The 13,847-nt window shown below is 59.7% G+C and carries 20 protein-coding genes and 1 tRNA gene; 13 read left to right on the forward strand and 8 right to left on the reverse strand.

Going from position 1 to position 13,847, the window contains the following annotated elements; all coding sequences use genetic code 11:
* The first annotated feature begins 12 nt into the window (after positions 1 to 12).
* The 3 genes from AC0YKC_RS24340 to AC0YKC_RS24350 all read left to right on the forward strand — a co-directional run bounded on the left by AC0YKC_RS24340 (position 13) and on the right by AC0YKC_RS24350 (position 1,371).
* Positions 13 to 89 (forward strand) — tRNA-Pro (locus tag AC0YKC_RS24340).
* A 114-nt stretch (positions 90 to 203) separates the two neighbouring features.
* Complete coding sequence (locus tag AC0YKC_RS24345) at positions 204 to 824, forward strand: hypothetical protein (RefSeq protein ID WP_488512891.1); 621 nt, start codon at positions 204 to 206, stop codon at positions 822 to 824.
* A gap of 16 nt (positions 825 to 840) precedes the next feature.
* On the forward strand, positions 841 to 1,371 hold the full coding sequence (locus AC0YKC_RS24350) for a hypothetical protein (RefSeq protein ID WP_488512892.1): 531 nt from the start codon (positions 841 to 843) through the stop codon (positions 1,369 to 1,371).
* 57 nt (positions 1,372 to 1,428) lie between these two features.
* On the opposite strand, the gene AC0YKC_RS24355 is transcribed toward AC0YKC_RS24350, so the two are convergent.
* Entirely contained in the window at positions 1,429 to 2,226 is a 798-nt protein-coding gene (locus AC0YKC_RS24355) for a hypothetical protein (RefSeq protein WP_488512893.1), read from the reverse strand.
* 218 nt (positions 2,227 to 2,444) lie between these two features.
* Between AC0YKC_RS24355 and AC0YKC_RS24360 the strand changes: the two genes are divergently transcribed.
* Complete coding sequence (locus AC0YKC_RS24360) at positions 2,445 to 2,648, forward strand: helix-turn-helix domain-containing protein (protein ID WP_488512931.1); 204 nt, start codon at positions 2,445 to 2,447, stop codon at positions 2,646 to 2,648.
* 284 nt (positions 2,649 to 2,932) lie between these two features.
* A complete protein-coding gene (locus AC0YKC_RS24365) occupies positions 2,933 to 3,103 on the forward strand; it encodes a hypothetical protein (RefSeq protein ID WP_488512894.1) in 171 nt (56 codons plus the stop codon).
* A 455-nt stretch (positions 3,104 to 3,558) separates the two neighbouring features.
* On the opposite strand, the gene AC0YKC_RS24370 is transcribed toward AC0YKC_RS24365, so the two are convergent.
* The 3 genes from AC0YKC_RS24370 to AC0YKC_RS24380 form a co-directional block, all read right to left on the reverse strand.
* On the reverse strand, positions 3,559 to 4,059 hold the full coding sequence (locus AC0YKC_RS24370) for a DUF3102 domain-containing protein (RefSeq protein ID WP_488512895.1): 501 nt from the start codon (positions 4,057 to 4,059) through the stop codon (positions 3,559 to 3,561).
* Positions 4,060 to 5,055: 996 nt separating this feature from the next.
* Positions 5,056 to 5,337: a hypothetical protein gene (locus AC0YKC_RS24375; RefSeq protein WP_488512896.1), complete on the reverse strand. Its 282-nt coding sequence runs from the start codon at positions 5,335 to 5,337 to the stop codon at positions 5,056 to 5,058.
* Between the two features lie 124 nt (positions 5,338 to 5,461).
* A complete protein-coding gene (locus AC0YKC_RS24380) occupies positions 5,462 to 5,764 on the reverse strand; it encodes a hypothetical protein (protein WP_488512897.1) in 303 nt (100 codons plus the stop codon).
* 90 nt (positions 5,765 to 5,854) lie between these two features.
* Here AC0YKC_RS24380 and AC0YKC_RS24385 point away from each other — a divergent pair, with 90 nt between their 5' ends.
* Both AC0YKC_RS24385 and AC0YKC_RS24390 read left to right on the forward strand, forming a co-directional pair.
* Entirely contained in the window at positions 5,855 to 6,169 is a 315-nt protein-coding gene (locus AC0YKC_RS24385; protein ID WP_488512898.1) for a hypothetical protein, read from the forward strand.
* A 435-nt stretch (positions 6,170 to 6,604) separates the two neighbouring features.
* A complete protein-coding gene (locus AC0YKC_RS24390; RefSeq protein WP_488512899.1) occupies positions 6,605 to 6,934 on the forward strand; it encodes a hypothetical protein in 330 nt (109 codons plus the stop codon).
* A 331-nt stretch (positions 6,935 to 7,265) separates the two neighbouring features.
* Here the strand turns inward: AC0YKC_RS24390 and AC0YKC_RS24395 are convergent, their stop codons facing one another.
* Entirely contained in the window at positions 7,266 to 7,448 is a 183-nt protein-coding gene (locus AC0YKC_RS24395) for a hypothetical protein (protein ID WP_488512900.1), read from the reverse strand.
* A gap of 232 nt (positions 7,449 to 7,680) precedes the next feature.
* On the opposite strand from AC0YKC_RS24395, the gene AC0YKC_RS24400 reads away from it, so the two are divergent.
* Positions 7,681 to 7,962, forward strand: coding sequence for a hypothetical protein (locus AC0YKC_RS24400; RefSeq protein WP_488512901.1), 282 nt, complete (start codon positions 7,681 to 7,683; stop codon positions 7,960 to 7,962).
* 43 nt (positions 7,963 to 8,005) lie between these two features.
* Here AC0YKC_RS24400 and AC0YKC_RS24405 read toward each other — a convergent pair whose 3' ends face one another.
* Positions 8,006 to 8,203 (reverse strand): DUF6894 family protein, encoded by a 198-nt coding sequence (locus AC0YKC_RS24405; RefSeq protein ID WP_488512902.1) that lies wholly within the window; start codon positions 8,201 to 8,203, stop codon positions 8,006 to 8,008.
* A gap of 298 nt (positions 8,204 to 8,501) precedes the next feature.
* Here AC0YKC_RS24405 and AC0YKC_RS24410 point away from each other — a divergent pair, with 298 nt between their 5' ends.
* The 5 genes from AC0YKC_RS24410 to AC0YKC_RS24430 all read left to right on the forward strand — a co-directional run bounded on the left by AC0YKC_RS24410 (position 8,502) and on the right by AC0YKC_RS24430 (position 10,513).
* Positions 8,502 to 8,999 carry a hypothetical protein gene (locus tag AC0YKC_RS24410; RefSeq protein ID WP_488512903.1) on the forward strand — a complete coding sequence of 166 codons (498 nt, stop codon included), beginning with the start codon at positions 8,502 to 8,504 and terminating at the stop codon, positions 8,997 to 8,999.
* Between the two features lie 38 nt (positions 9,000 to 9,037).
* The gene (locus AC0YKC_RS24415) at positions 9,038 to 9,343 is read left to right on the forward strand and encodes a hypothetical protein (protein ID WP_488512904.1); all 306 of its coding nucleotides are present in this window, start codon (positions 9,038 to 9,040) and stop codon (positions 9,341 to 9,343) included.
* A complete protein-coding gene (locus AC0YKC_RS24420) occupies positions 9,340 to 9,567 on the forward strand; it encodes a hypothetical protein (protein WP_488512905.1) in 228 nt (75 codons plus the stop codon). The genes AC0YKC_RS24415 and AC0YKC_RS24420 overlap by 4 nt, the downstream gene beginning before the upstream one ends.
* A 169-nt stretch (positions 9,568 to 9,736) precedes the next feature.
* A complete protein-coding gene (locus AC0YKC_RS24425) occupies positions 9,737 to 9,988 on the forward strand; it encodes a hypothetical protein (protein ID WP_488512906.1) in 252 nt (83 codons plus the stop codon).
* A gap of 75 nt (positions 9,989 to 10,063) precedes the next feature.
* Positions 10,064 to 10,513, forward strand: a complete 450-nt coding sequence (locus tag AC0YKC_RS24430) for a hypothetical protein (RefSeq protein WP_488512907.1) — start codon at positions 10,064 to 10,066, stop codon at positions 10,511 to 10,513.
* A 55-nt stretch (positions 10,514 to 10,568) separates the two neighbouring features.
* Here the strand turns inward: AC0YKC_RS24430 and AC0YKC_RS24435 are convergent, their stop codons facing one another.
* Both AC0YKC_RS24435 and AC0YKC_RS24440 read right to left on the reverse strand, forming a co-directional pair.
* A complete protein-coding gene (locus tag AC0YKC_RS24435) occupies positions 10,569 to 10,889 on the reverse strand; it encodes a hypothetical protein (RefSeq protein ID WP_488512908.1) in 321 nt (106 codons plus the stop codon).
* Positions 10,886 to 13,843: a phage tail tape measure protein gene (locus tag AC0YKC_RS24440; RefSeq protein ID WP_488512909.1), complete on the reverse strand. Its 2,958-nt coding sequence runs from the start codon at positions 13,841 to 13,843 to the stop codon at positions 10,886 to 10,888. The genes AC0YKC_RS24435 and AC0YKC_RS24440 overlap by 4 nt, the downstream gene beginning before the upstream one ends.
* Positions 13,844 to 13,847 lie beyond the last annotated feature (4 nt).

The raw sequence follows: 13,847 nt of genomic DNA on the forward strand, positions 1-13,847 counted from the left end.
CTTTGCGCGGTCCGGAGTGTAGCGCAGCCCGGTAGCGCACTTGACTGGGGGTCAAGGGGTCGTCGGTTCGAATCCGGCCACTCCGACCATTATAAAAACAAGGACTTACCCCCAAAGTCCGATCTCTGAAAATCTTCTAAAAAATCGTTCTGGGTAACGTTCTGGGTAACGAAAGCCCGCCACCATCGGCAGATGGCCACACGATGATCAAGCCACCAATCTACGAGCAGTATGGCCAACCCGATCGATTGCAGGAGATGCAAGGCATATCGCCGGAAATAGGCGCAAAGATCGCGGCGATCGTAACCTTCGGTTCGGCAATCGAGTATCACATCGAACGCTACATCTGGCACGCGCTCAAGATTCCCTACAAAGGCGTCCGGCCCAAAACGGATCTAATGAAAATCACCGATATGATCGGGATGCTCGAGCGGCACGCGGCGACATTGACGTCGGTCAATGAGCGTCATTTCCTAGAGACCTGGTGCAAGGCCGCTCGTCTTGCCTTTGAGGTAAGAAACGACATCGTTCACGGCCTGCCGGCGAAGGCAGGCAATACGGTCGTCTTCAACAGGAACCCTCAATGGCATGGCGAACTGCGCAGGAAAGACTTCTCGGACTTTTGGGCTGAGGACTATGCCCTTGATCGGATGCGGGCATTCATGGCGGTTATCGCGCGTATCATCATCGAACTCCAAGTCGGTCGCTTCAAGCTGGCTGAGATGTCGTCGCAAGACGCGGCTCCCAGGGCTATTCGCGAAGTGATGGAAACGCTCGAAGAGCTTGCAGATCGTTTTTACAATCCAACATTCGAGAAATATTGAGAGGGGCAGCGTTCCGATGCCGGCAGCTCCAGAGGCGGTTTGGACGAGCAAAGACATCGTACTAGCGATCATTGCGACTGGGTTGATTTCGGCTTTGGCCGGATGGGCGGCCGATTTTGTGAAGGAAAGTTGGGCTGAAAGGCGGTCGGCGAGGTACGGCGCCATGCGGTGCGCGGTCGCTTTTGAGCATTATGCCGCCGATTGCTGGAACAACGCCAATATGAGCGAGGGGCATTTCCAAATGGTCGAGGAGGCCTACTCGGAATCACTTCCACCGGCACCTGTCATTCCGGATGACATTGATTGGCGCTCGTTGGATCCAACTTTGGCGGACGAGATCATGTCCTTCATGACGTCCAGCAAGATCGCGGAATCAGAAGCAGCCTACGCGCGCACTTTCGAGGGCAACCCGTTCGATTTCGATGATTCTACGAGAATGCTAGGCCGTCGGGCGTTGGAGATCGCGTCCAAGCTCCGTGCAAGATACGGAATGCAACTAAGTCCCGAGCATGAAAAGATGGCTAAGCGTCTAAAAGGCAGCAGCTAACAGATTGAGAGCCCGGCCACATAGCAGCCGGGCCAAATCCGCCAACGTTGGCGCTTATCAGAATCCCTTTGCCGCCCAGTAGTGCGCGCGGGCGTCGAGCCTGTCGGGATCGAACTTCCTCGGATCGATCTGCGGCACGACCATCGGGCTGACCTCCCTCACGATTTCGCCGCTCCGAAGGCGTCTGGCCTTCTCCAGCAGCCTTGAGGCCAAGGCGGCGCCGGAACCGTCGCCGCCGCCTATTGAGCCATAGGGCTCGTCGTCGGTGTAGCTCGTGTCGCCCTCGTCCCCGTTCGGCTCGCGTTCGTCATCATGCTCGCGGTCATCGAAGTTCTGTTGGCCGACGACTCCGAAGCCGGTCTTCTCCCGCCATCCAAGGTATGGCTCGCCATCCTCTACCGCCCACGGAACCGGCCGAGCGAAGCGCGACAGGCTTGCTTGGTTTACGTGCTCGGTCCAGCCGAGCTCCGGCTCGAGATCGCCCTGACTGCCGTAGCATTTGAGGTCGCCGGTGAGCGAGGCGTCCTCGGACCAGCCCAGGGAATGCTCGTCGTCGCCTTCCCACGTGCCGCCGCTACCGCCGGCCTGGGGCTCGTCGTTGATGTCGCCGCCGTGCTCGTTTTCGTCTTCCCGGTCGTCGTGGGGATTTCCGCGAACGTCGGGGTTGAAGCACGCAGGAGCGGCGGCGCCTTGCTCCGGCCTGCCCAGCCATGGTTCATCGTCGGCGCCGTCCTCGAGGTCTGGATCCGGCGACATGGCGTCGAGCATGTCGATCAGGCGTTCTATCGAATCGGCGATCGTCTTCCGATTGGTGAGCGGCACAAGCAGGGTTTCGGGATCCGCGGCGAAGGTCATGACGGCCTCCGCTGGACAAGCAGGATGTGGCCGGAAAACCTTCCGACGATGGCTATCTTGGCAGCGGGCATAGCTCCGCCAGCTGCCGGAACATGGGTGTTCGGCATTGGTTGCTCCTGTAGCTATCTAAGTGTACAACGTACCAACAGATAGCGACTAAACGACTTTCCGTCAACTTGCATAGGTACAATGTACAAATGACGCCAGTTCAAATGCGGATGGCTCGGGCGGCTCTTGGCTGGGGAGTCAGGGATCTTGCCGAAAAGGCAGGCGTGACCGCTAACACGGTGACGCGTATCGAAAACGGTTCAGATGCAAAGCAATCGACCGTCGCTTCGCTGCGCGCCGCCCTCGAAGCGGCCGGCGTCGAGTTCATCCCCGAGAACGGCGGCGGCGCCGGGGTGAGGCTCAGGAAGGCTTAGGCTTCGGAGGCGGTGCGTTCGGCTCTGCGCAATTCGGGTTTGACCATTCCGCACATGGAGAGGGTCTACCGCCAACGCCGCCATAACGTTCCACGAGTTTTGCGAATCCGTAAGCGAAGGCGAAAAGAAGCGCCAGGACAACCGCTATTCGAACGGCCATAGGGGATTATAGCAGGATCGATCCCCGCTGCCCCTGCTGAAATCGTCAACCCGCTTCCGGGAGCCCGCTTGCGCGTCCGCTGCAGGTGCGCAATGCTTTGCCGGCTTAGGGGGAGATTGTTGAAATGAAGCGTTTGACCGCCGCCGAAAGGTCGATTCGAGATAGCGCTCGTAAAGCGCTTGTCGATGTGCTTGGCCCGAAATCAAAAAGGAAAAAGCCGGAAGAACTGGCTGCGATGTTCAAGGCCAAATTCGGCCCTCACGCTAAAGAGCCGAGGGACGATCCGGAACCGTAAGCAGGCCCGCTAGCGCGCGTTTGCTCTCGCCGCTCTCCTACACCGCCGCAACCTCTCCCCCGCTCTGGCGCCTGCCTGTGGCCCGGTGACACTGGGATATATCGTTCTACACAATCCCCAATTGGTGGACTCGTGCGACGCATCGGCAGTTAGTGTCCCCCCGCTAGGCCAAAGGAGGGCAACGCCTACGAATTTCCGGGAGGAAACGATGTCTGCGAAAAAAGAAGACTATCGAACGAACAGAGCCGACTATCTGCTTGCCGCGAAGAAAAGCCGAGCGACCGCTGATGATGATCACATTGAGATACGGGCAAGTGAGATGAAGTCGTCCCTATGCCTAAGAGATTTGCGCTTCGCCGCATTGGCCGCAAATCCGTGTGACAGCTTGCCGGAACCGAGGAGGCCAGGCCGCCCGGTTCTGTAGCGAACACCGCACGCTTCCCGTCGCCACCATCCTACAGCGCCGGAGTGCCGATCGCTTCCTGGCGCGTCCCTGTGGCCGCGCTGGCCCTATCCGCCGCATAGTCCCTCGCCAGCGCCATGCACTGCGAAGCCATGCCGCGGGAAAGCCCGTTCTGCTTATCCAGCCACGGTCCGAAATGGCCGTGCGGGAGCGTTTCCTTGTTGTGCATCAGCCAGCACCCGACCTTGAGCTTGAACTCGGCCGACCAGTGTCCCTTCGGTAGGACCATCACATTGGGATCGACGGGCTCGGGCTTGGGCTGGCCGAAGCTTGGCGACGTCAGGGTGAGGTAGGCGCGATGCACCTCCTGCTGCTTCTCGATCGGGAGCTTCTGGAATTGCTGGACCGTCATCCCGCATCCAAAAGCCAGCATTGCGATGTGCCTGGCATAGCCCTTGAGGCGCCGAAGCCGCATGTACTGCCAGTCATTGGGCAGGCGATAGGTGCCGACGCCCTCGATCTCGACTTCGGTGAAGGGAGTTCGTGCCAGCATGCCGCGCCTCGCTTGGAGAACGAGGCGGATATTGCATAAGTCGCGGCTTATAGGCAAGGCCCTGACAATGGTGCCTCAAACGAGCCCTATCAGATGGAATAAATGAAAAATGCGGGTGCCAACCGCTTCGACAAATGCACCATGATTGGCCGCGAGATCCCAGCCAAAGAATGCGACCCAGCAGAAGAGCATCATGGTGAAGCGCATTAGTGGATACTAATGTACTCCGGTTGCTGAAAGGTTACATCCAGCCCCGCCGCTTCTCAGGCGTGAATTGGCGTTTATCGGCAAGCTGTATCATTTAAGGACGGCAGCGCTGGCATCGGCCTTGCAAGGGCATGATTGCCGGGTTGATCCCCGGCAGCTCGTCGGGCTCGAGGCAGTTGTTGGGGGCCTCGCCCGGCGAGTTTCAGCGAAACCGGTGGAACGTAATGAACCGTGATATTCATGCAGCCTCGCTAATGTAACCTCCGCTCCAGCCGACTCTCCCCTACCGAGTCGGTTAGGCCCGGCGGTTCAACCCAACGCACCCCAACTTGCGGAACTGTCGGGCCGCCTCTACGGACCAAGCTGAGGAAGATGAGCACTAGCGGCCGGAAGGCCCGTTGCCGCAAAGCCGCTTCGGCAACGGGCCTGCCCCAACGCACCGCGCTGGTCATTCTGCGCCTCGGTCCTTGGATACGCCAGAACCTGAGCCGGTGACTGAGGTCGCAAACATCAAAGGCATTGGTCCGACAGATCACTTACGATTGGCGCCCATCTGATGGGCCATGGCGTCCAGCCCTTCCGCTTATCGGGCGCATCCAGGGTCACGGCTGTCGCGCTCAGACCATAACGCCCTACTCCCACCGTCATCCTTATGGATGGTGCCGATCATCTCGGCAGGGGGTGTATATTCAGGGTCAGCCGGCGCCGTCTCTCGTCCCCCGAGTCTCCTGCCGGTTAGGCCCGGCATTTGCTGGCCTACACCCGCCAGCCTGCCGGGCCGCTCCCGCGTCAGGGACAGGGTGTCCAGCCCTCGCGCTGCTCTGGCGTCATCGCGTGGTTGGTGAACTGCAGGTTCCGATCGTCTCGGCCGGCGCCGCGGCATTCGTGGCAATAGATGATCTTGAGCAAGTCCCAGTGGAGGCAGGGCTGATCCGGCCCGAACCGCTTGACCAGCTCGGCGACATCAAGTACCGCGCGGCGCCGGCAGCCGAGGCAGTACACGGACAAGCCTGTGCCTGCCTTGAGCTTGCCGCCGAGCGTGCCTTCTGAAAACGGATATTCCTTGCCCATGGCGATCTCCAAAGAGGTCGCCCCATCCGTGGTTGATCTATTGGTGCCTGCGTCTGCCTTCAAGCCGATTCGTCACGAAAATCTTTCGATGCCGCGCTTGGCGCGCTCTCACGCCTAAGAAAGTTCATCGCCTCGCCTCTGTGCGGGGTGCAAAGAAGCAACGGATATACGAAAACGGCGGGGACAAGCAGATGTGATACTGGCTGTCTTCACTCTCGATGACGCGGTTCTTGGGGATGAAATATCGGTTTTTAGGCCCCGATCCCGTGCGGACATTGAACCCACCGCCAGGCAGCGGCTCGACAAAGCGCGGATTGATGACACCACAATCTTTCTTGTCGTCACAGCATTCATAGCCGGTGACCGGATCATGGTAGCCGGTATACCAGCTGTGAGCGACAATGAGCGCGATCAAAAGCAGCTTCATGTCCGCTTAGATTTAGCATGCGGATGCTGGCAGACCATAACTACATTAGCAACCGCTTGACTAAGCCGGTTGCAGCGCCAGACTCCTCCTATGGCGAAGGGCTCATTTAACATTGGCGATGAAGTCGCCATTACAGCCAAGGTGCGCAGACGCGTCACCGAAGATCGGGTGAGCGTGTCCATACAATCCTATGGCCAGCCGCATTCGATCGTCGACCGAACGACAAAGGTGAAGCAGGGCCAGCCGATCGAGCTTGTCGGCGACGTCACTCATGTCGATCATGAGGCGGGAAAGGTCACAATCAACCTTGGCATTCCAGTCACCGTCGATGCCAACACCGCGCGCCTGGTCACGCGCTATGTGCCGCCGAAGCGGAAAACGCCTCTGGTAGACAAGGCAACGTAATTGCAAAATGGATGCAGAAGGCGCTCTTGCGTTTATAAACGTGTGCGGGCCGCCACCGCAGTAAGCAAGAACGCGCGTCCTGGGGCTTCATGGCGGTCTGGCTGATACTGCTCGCCGCGTCGGGCGCAATAGCGACAATGGACGCGCGTCAACGGGGTATCGGTGCCGGCAGCCCGTTTTCTGTGTGGCCCAGTTTACTATCGCTGGGAAGGTGCGAACGGGCATCTCGGTCTCGGTGTGTGCTTTCGCTTTCGCGTCGCCTACTAAAGCCGACCTCCTTTTAGGCCGCACAACGCACCTTGCTTGTCACCGGTTCCCGTCGAATTGACTCGCTAATCCTGTTCGAAAGAGTACGGTTGTTTCGTCGCTCGATCTGGCAAGGCAACGGGCGCTTGGAAGAGTAGATCACGCTTTCGCCCTCCATGGGAGAAGCGAATGTTGCCCAAAACATCAATCGATTCCGAACAGCTATCTATGCTCGCCAAGGTACTTAATGCCTATTGCGACGAAGCGGGTATTCCGGAATGGCACCCGGCCAGAGCACATTTCGGGCGGCGGCTCATGGGGTTGTTTCAGTCCGGAGTGACCGACCCAGAGCACCTGAAAGCCAAGATGAATTCTGGTTATGAGGAATGGCTGGGTGAGATCGGCGCAACCGGCCACTTCAGGCCGCCCAAGCTATCACATGACGATCAGCTAGTAGGCGACAATATCTTGCCGGGATCAGACCGCAGGGGCAGACCGGCCGCTCATAAGGGAAATTAGGTAGCGCGGAGACGTTGGTCCCCTCACGGGTCACGATGCGCTGGCGGCTCTCTCTTTAGCAGCCTCGACAAGTGCTCCAAACGAAACGTTGAGACTGGCAAGCGCCATCTCTGCCGGCAGCATGAGGCGTTCCAACCGCGCCCCCGCCCAAAGACGGCGGCCGACGTTTTCATGTACCCAACCGCCCCCCCAACTGTATGCGTCGGCCGCCGGTCGTCTCGACCGGCGCCGCGGCACTCGTGGCAAATCGCAGATCGCTTGCCAAGGGCTTACACCCCGCCGCTAGGCGTGGGGGCACGCCAGCGGCGGGCTATCGGCGAACGCTGATGATCTACCTGGCCTTGTCCTTGCGGACAATCGAGAGCTTCGGCGCGCGGGCTTCCCGAATGATCTTGGCGGCCTCGAATACGGTAATGCCGACCTTGCGAGCATAGTAGGCGGCTTCCGTTTCAAGGTCGGCTTCCAACGGGGCTTCAATCGCCTGCCGAGCCTTCTGTTTCGCCTTCTTTCCCATGAGGCGAATCATAGCACAAACGCTGGGTTCCGATAAGAAAGCCCGTCGCAGAACAAAAGCCCGCTGCCAGGCGTTAGCAGCGGGCCTTTGACACACCGGGAAGCCGATAGGATTTCGGGACGGGCATCCCCGGCTAGGCCAAAAAACGGCGACTGTTAGATTTGGTTCCGGCAGCATCCCACATAAATTAGCAACTGCTTGACTAAGCCCCAGACCACGGCAGAATCATCGCATGGCGAAGGGCATTAAGGTCGGCGACGAGGTGGCGATCACCGCGACGGTGCGCAAGCGCGTCACCGAAGACAGGGTCAGCGTCTCGATCCCGAACTATGGGTTTCCACATTCAATAGTTGACCGGACATCGACGCTGAAGAAAGGCCAGCCGATTGAACTCACCGGTGATGTCCTGCGGGTCGACGAGAATACTGTGACGGTGAACCTATCCCCGCCGGTGACGGTGGACATCGATGTAGTGCGGTTGGTCACCAGCTACGTGCTGCCGGACGTTCCATAAAGCTTCATTCGCCTGCCGTGAGAGGCGCCAGGCCCGAAATGCCTTATTTGATGCTAACTTTTGCGACCGAGTGGCCGAAAGCGTCGCGGATCGTACAGGTTAGATCGTGCCCGCTGCTCGGGAAACTGCGGAGGATGCGGAGTGCCCGTGCATTGGCTTCCACAGAGCTTTTGAAGCTGTCCCCACGTGCATCGTGATAGACATCACCGCCATGCGATAGATCGAAGAAAAAGCGAGGCATGCAAGTGACAATAGCACCTCGCAAAAGGTTTTATTCCAAAAAATCGCGTCCATTAGAAGATGCTTGACTAAGTACCAAGCGCAGTCCCGTGCGGCTCGTCACCGGCCATGTGGCGCCGAAGGAGAAGATGCCGCTGGCCGACAAAGCCACGTAGATGAGAAAAGTAATAGCGGCCTATATCTGGTCGACGACTTGGTCTTGCCGAAACGCAGCGGCGATTACCGAGAAATACGCTCCCCCTTGCGCAAATATTCACTTTAAGAGATGCTTAACCCCAAGCCGTGGGAGGGCTGGGGGTATGAGAGTAAAGGCGTTGATGGCACTGTGTGCCACTGCCGCGCTGTGCGGCTGTCAAACAAGCAATCAAGCAGACTACGTTCAGATTGGGTACGGGCCGAGTTTCGACGTCGCTCATGCTCAATGCGAGATGCAAAAGGGCTCAGTTGACCAAGGCTATCTTGCTATCGGGTCGCCTGGCTTTGTTGCGGGCGCCGGCATCGGCAATGCGCTTGGCAACTTGGCCCTTGAAGATCAATACATGAAAAACTGCCTCATCCTGAATGGATGGAAACGAGCGCCGCGTGGTCAGGGCGCGGCGGCTGTGGCTGCGGAAGCCGCCGGCAAATCGCCAACGCCCTACGGCATCGCGCGGGCGCCTGGCAGTTGGATCAACACGGCTCTGCTGGATTGGTCCGACGCAAACAAGAAGTGCATCGCTGGCGACAAGGGTGCTTGCGCCACTCGCGCGCAACTCGGCGCGAAGCTGAGGGCAGTCGGCATGAATCCGTCGAGTTGAGGGTCGACCTGATGCAACGAGGGATTAGCCTATGCCTTGTGATCGCCCTGACGCTGAGCGGTTGCGCGGCTGACTATCTCAACAACTACGACACGACGACGCTTGCCGCGGGTGACGCTAACCACACCAACCAGCTTTTGCAGACCGTCGCCCCTTTCAATCCGAACAGCAACAACACCCATATCGAAGGCGATGGAGCCCGGAGCGTTGCTGTTATCCAGCAATACAAGTCGGGCGGCGGCGGTGGCGGCTACACAGGCAGTTGTCCTACTGATGAAAGCCGGGCAACCGACAATTCTCGATGCGGCAAACGTTCCGCTGAGAGCCGTCCAGGAGGCCAATGAACGCGATCGGCCGAAGGATAGGTGCCACCATCAGTGTTGCGCTGATGACGTCGTCGGTTGCCTATGCGCAGTTCAGCCGCGCGCCCGACGGGGAACCGGCCGAGGTCGCGCAGCAAGTCATCCAGAACAATTTCCCCGTCAGATGCCTGCCCACAGTTGTCGACGCACGCCGTCTTGGCGACGGCACAATCACCGCAACCTGCAATAACGCGGTCTTTCATTGAAAGGATGCGGCGTCGCGATGAGATGTGCAGCGGCCCGGCAATTGGGGATTTCAGGATGTTAGCATCGAGGGCTGCCGCAGCTTTCGCGATGTTTGTTGGTGCGGTAAGCGGCGCCCAAGCAATGGAGATTTCGCGAGAGCAGTGCGAGAGCATCCGTTCGGAGCTTGTCGTGAGCACCACGGCCTTGAAGCGCGCCCACGAAGCGCTCAAAGACATCCAACTCGCCTTGCTGGACCTCGCCACGCTTAAATTCGAGTTGGAGCAGCTTGGGGGCGCCGACAAGATGCATCCGATAACCGATCGGCTGCAGAAGAATATCGACACCGTGTCGGCTGCGAACCAAAGCGTGCTGGCGGAGAAGACCATGGATGCGAAGGGCGCACTCGCGTTCATGGCTGTTTGCGGCCCGCCGCCAGGCTAACGCGGCCTGCTGCTGCCCATTTTCTCTATGCCTCAACGGGTAAAACGGGTTAGGGATTAAGATGTGGGGTTTCCAATGAGCAGCGACTTTCAAACCGAAGCGGAGGCAGCCGCCACCTGGGATATTGAACAGTCCATGACACTTGGCTTGGCGGGCGCCAGCTTGGCGGGAATTTTGACCGCCTACACAAGCGCGACGTTCGATAATTACGTCCTTTGGGCCATCGTCTGCTTCTCGATGGTGGTGCCGTTGATGCTAAGCGTATACGCAATCGCGCATCCGGCCTCTAAGACGCTCAACATGGTCAAGTACGGGGCGCCTGTGGTCTTGGGGGTGTTCGTCGCCTGCTTGGTGCTGACGCTAGCTGGCTATGGAATCCTGCTTATGCATCTGTCGCTGGGTTTGGGCACCTTCTTCATAGTGTGCTGCCCTGTCGCGCTAGTGATCGTTTTCGGCGGTTGTGCTGTATACGGCAAGATCACCGGAACCGCTGTACCGCCATCGCCGCTCGCTCGACGTCGCTAATGCAGCAGCAGCGCCGCGACGACGGCGCATGAGGCGAGGAAGGCGAGCAAGGGCATCATGCCTTGCCCCCGGGTTTGCCATAGGCCGCTTCCACCAGCTCGGCCGCCGACATCATCGCCAGCACCCATTCGTTGCCGAACTGCTGCCACAGCGTGAACGGCACCGACACGTCGACGGTCGAGCCGTCTTCCATGTCGAACCGTATCCCGACCCACTCGCCTTTCGGCGCCGGCCCCATGCGAAAGCCCATTATGTGGCGGCTCTTGAAGTCGCCGAACTGCTCTTGGAACTCGGCCTGATTTGCCTTCACGCGGGGATTCTGAGGGTCGCCGAGCTGCGGGATCGTGTTCGGGTCGAAGTTGGGCATATTGATCATGTACCCCTCCTGGGAGAGCGCCCTGCGCTGGTGCGCGCATGATTGAGTGCGTACCTCTGAAGCTTCATGAGGCCGCTGTTGTCGGCCGCGATCATCTCCACAACCTCATCCGCGCTGACCCCGTACTGCAGCTGCACGCGCACCAGTTTCTCCGCGCCGCCGAAGGGTGAAGCAGGCGCGAGGCTTGCCGTTGCCAGCCCGCCAGCCGCAAAGCGCGGGATTGCCATCGAGCGGCTGAAGTTGTCGACGACGCCGCCGAGGCTGAATCCGCGAAGCCCTTTCAGGAAATCGCGCGGCAGCAGCATATTGTTCAGAGCATGGAATATGTCGGGACCATAGTAGGCCACAGATGCGGCCTGGTTTATGAATTCACCGCTCGAAACCCAGGCCAGAATGCTATCGGTCTTCGGCCCGCCGGCGCCGCGGATCATGCCACCGTCTTTGAATCCGCCATGCGATCCACCGGAATCGGCTGCCGTCGAGCCGTTCGCTTGCGAGCGCAACTGTGCCGCTGCATCGGCCGCGGCGCGCAGGGATGCAAGAATCTGGCTGATGGCGGACTCGATCTGACTAGCCAAGCTCGAGACAACCGCCTGAAGGCCCGAGAAGCCGCCCTGCAGTAGCGCGCGAATGCCGCCAAGGATCGTCGAGAACTGCCCCGGTAGCACGTTGAACGGTGCAACGATGGCCTCGGCAGCTGCCTTGGCCGCCCCAGCGTCGAGACTGCCGAGGGAGCTATTGAAGCCGTCGGCGGCTTGCTGCGCCGCCGGCGCGATGGTGCCGATCGAGTTGGTGATCTCGCTGCTAACGCCGTCCACCGACTTGCTGGTCTCGTCGACAGATCGGGAAAGACCGTCGACCGCCTGCTTGCCCTGGTCGGCACGTTGCGCGACGCCGTTGACCACGTCGAAGACTTCCTTCGATATCCCGTTGGCACCACCACGGAACACTGTGATGGTCTGGCCTAAGGCCTCGACTTTGCCCTTCGTCGTGTCAGCGGTAGCGCCAGCCTTGCTCAAGCCGGCTTCGGCGTCTGCACCGAGCGCCTGGAACCCTGCGCCTGCCTGTCGCGCCTGAAACGTCGCATCGCTGATCTTCCCGGTCAGAAGATCGACGAAATCGGATGCGGGCCTGATTTTCGTTTCCAGTTCGGTGGCTTTGTCGGTGAGGTGCACAAAGGCATCGGCGGCCGCGTTGAGCTCGGGATTGGCTGCGCCGATGGCCTTGACCGCCTTCAGATAATCATCGAGCGAACCGCCCGCGGCGAAGTCGCGGAGCGCTTGCGAGAATGGATTTTCCTTCGCCGGTGCTGCTGCCAGGTCGCGCAGTCGCTTAAGCTCGGCTTCGAACGCCGGGACGAGATCCTGAAGGGCTGCTCGCTCCTGAATGAGGAGACCATTTTTGATCTCATCAGTCATGTTCTTGACGTTGTTTCCGGCCTTCGCATAGGCGCCAGCCACACCCTCAACCAGGCCTTCATGCCGCTGTAGAGCCGCCGTAGCTGCGTCAGTGCGCGTGGCCCAGAGCGTGATACCTGCCGCAACCGCGGTTATGGCGGCAACCCACGGATTGGCGAGCAGGAATGTGCTCAACGCCGACAGCGTTTTGATGGCAACAGCGCCAGACTGGATAATCAGCTGGATGGCGCCGGCAGCGCGAGCGATGGCGAACGTTATCAGAAGCTCGCCGCCGGTGAGGCCGGCACCGCTGAGCGCGTTGATACCCTTGGCCGCCAGGTCGGTGCCGGCTTTGATCTTCTCGATCGCCGGGATGACCAAGCCGGTGATGACCCGACTGACGTCTTGGCCAAAGCCGACAATGCCGTCTCGCAAAGTGAGGATCCAGCGATTTGAGGTGACGTCGGAGTCGCGGCCTGACAGCGCGGCGAAGAAATCAGCGATGATCACTTTCGCACGCGCCAAGGCATTGTTGGCGAAGTCGAGAACGACGGCACGGTTACGCAAGATCAAATCACGGAAGGCGTTGGCCCCGGTCGCGAAAGCTGGAACGAAGATCAAACCGATGCCACGCAGAACGCCACCAATGGCCTTCTGCAATTCGTTGAGCGCGTCGTTGAACTTGGCCGCCTGCCTGATCTGGTCGTCGGTGAAGACGATGCCGAGCTCCGCCGCCTTGGCCTTGAATTCATCAATCCCGGCCGCGCCCTGATCGAGCAGCGGGATAAGCTTCGCGCCTTCCAGACCAAACAGCTTCAGGGCGATCTGCGACTTGAGCGCGCCGTCCGGCAATTTCTGGAAGGCGTTTGCGACCTCGATCAGCAGCTGCTCATTAGTCTTTAGCGTGCCGTCGGAGTTCTTGACCGCGATTCCGAGTTCATCGAAGCCGGTTTTAGCTTTTGCCGCGCCGGCCTTGGCCTTGTCGCCGGAGCCTTTCACGTTGTCGCCGAAGCGCGTCACCTCGACATTGAGATCCTTGAAGCTTTCGACCGTGAAACCGATGCCCTGCTGGATATCGCGCCCCATCTGCGCGCCGGCCTTGCCGGCCTTGCTGGTTTCGTCCGCTGTCTTGATGACCTGTTTGTTGAAGGTGTTGAGCGCGGTGCTGACCTGCGCCTGGCTGACGCCGACGGAATCTGCCGCAAACGCCCATTCTTGATAGCTTTTTGCCGATAGGCCCGCGGCTTGAGCGGCTTTGCCGGCAGCATCAGCGGCTTCGGCGCCGGATTTAGCGAGGAAGAACAGGCTGGCTCCAACGGCGTCAGCGGCACCCTTCAGCACCGTGAAGGCGATAATCGAGCGCTTGGCGACGAGTTCGGCCTGCGCGATCACGTTGGCGACGTTCTCGCCTATGCCAGCGAACTGGACCTTCCTGGCCGACTCCTCGATGCTGGCCATAGCCGCTTCACCGGTTTTGCCAAGCTTTTCAAGTTCGGCAGTCATGGCTTCGCCGCCGAGCAGCTTGATCAGGACGGCAATTGCGTTGCGTTCGGCCATGGGT

This window comes from Mesorhizobium sp. CNPSo 4661, from assembly GCF_057784215.1.

What these genes read in the sequence shown, in the direction of transcription:
- AC0YKC_RS24385 (WP_488512898.1), top strand. Translation starts at nt 5,855, where the DNA reads ATGGCGAAGGGCTCATTTAACATTGGCGATGAAGTCGCCATTACAGCC.
- AC0YKC_RS24400 (WP_488512901.1), top strand. Translation starts at nt 7,681, where the DNA reads ATGGCGAAGGGCATTAAGGTCGGCGACGAGGTGGCGATCACCGCGACG.
- AC0YKC_RS24420 (WP_488512905.1), top strand. Translation starts at nt 9,340, where the DNA reads ATGAACGCGATCGGCCGAAGGATAGGTGCCACCATCAGTGTTGCGCTG.
- AC0YKC_RS24365 (WP_488512894.1), top strand. Translation starts at nt 2,933, where the DNA reads ATGAAGCGTTTGACCGCCGCCGAAAGGTCGATTCGAGATAGCGCTCGT.
- AC0YKC_RS24430 (WP_488512907.1), top strand. Translation starts at nt 10,064, where the DNA reads ATGAGCAGCGACTTTCAAACCGAAGCGGAGGCAGCCGCCACCTGGGAT.
- AC0YKC_RS24405 (WP_488512902.1), bottom strand. Translation starts at nt 8,203, where the DNA reads ATGCCTCGCTTTTTCTTCGATCTATCGCATGGCGGTGATGTCTATCAC.
- AC0YKC_RS24395 (WP_488512900.1), bottom strand. Translation starts at nt 7,448, where the DNA reads ATGGGAAAGAAGGCGAAACAGAAGGCTCGGCAGGCGATTGAAGCCCCG.
- AC0YKC_RS24360 (WP_488512931.1), top strand. Translation starts at nt 2,445, where the DNA reads ATGGCTCGGGCGGCTCTTGGCTGGGGAGTCAGGGATCTTGCCGAAAAG.
- AC0YKC_RS24440 (WP_488512909.1), bottom strand. Translation starts at nt 13,843, where the DNA reads ATGGCCGAACGCAACGCAATTGCCGTCCTGATCAAGCTGCTCGGCGGC.
- AC0YKC_RS24435 (WP_488512908.1), bottom strand. Translation starts at nt 10,889, where the DNA reads ATGATCAATATGCCCAACTTCGACCCGAACACGATCCCGCAGCTCGGC.
- AC0YKC_RS24380 (WP_488512897.1), bottom strand. Translation starts at nt 5,764, where the DNA reads ATGAAGCTGCTTTTGATCGCGCTCATTGTCGCTCACAGCTGGTATACC.
- AC0YKC_RS24410 (WP_488512903.1), top strand. Translation starts at nt 8,502, where the DNA reads ATGAGAGTAAAGGCGTTGATGGCACTGTGTGCCACTGCCGCGCTGTGC.
- AC0YKC_RS24355 (WP_488512893.1), bottom strand. Translation starts at nt 2,226, where the DNA reads ATGACCTTCGCCGCGGATCCCGAAACCCTGCTTGTGCCGCTCACCAAT.
- AC0YKC_RS24350 (WP_488512892.1), top strand. Translation starts at nt 841, where the DNA reads ATGCCGGCAGCTCCAGAGGCGGTTTGGACGAGCAAAGACATCGTACTA.
- AC0YKC_RS24370 (WP_488512895.1), bottom strand. Translation starts at nt 4,059, where the DNA reads ATGCTGGCACGAACTCCCTTCACCGAAGTCGAGATCGAGGGCGTCGGC.
- AC0YKC_RS24375 (WP_488512896.1), bottom strand. Translation starts at nt 5,337, where the DNA reads ATGGGCAAGGAATATCCGTTTTCAGAAGGCACGCTCGGCGGCAAGCTC.
- AC0YKC_RS24390 (WP_488512899.1), top strand. Translation starts at nt 6,605, where the DNA reads ATGTTGCCCAAAACATCAATCGATTCCGAACAGCTATCTATGCTCGCC.
- AC0YKC_RS24345 (WP_488512891.1), top strand. Translation starts at nt 204, where the DNA reads ATGATCAAGCCACCAATCTACGAGCAGTATGGCCAACCCGATCGATTG.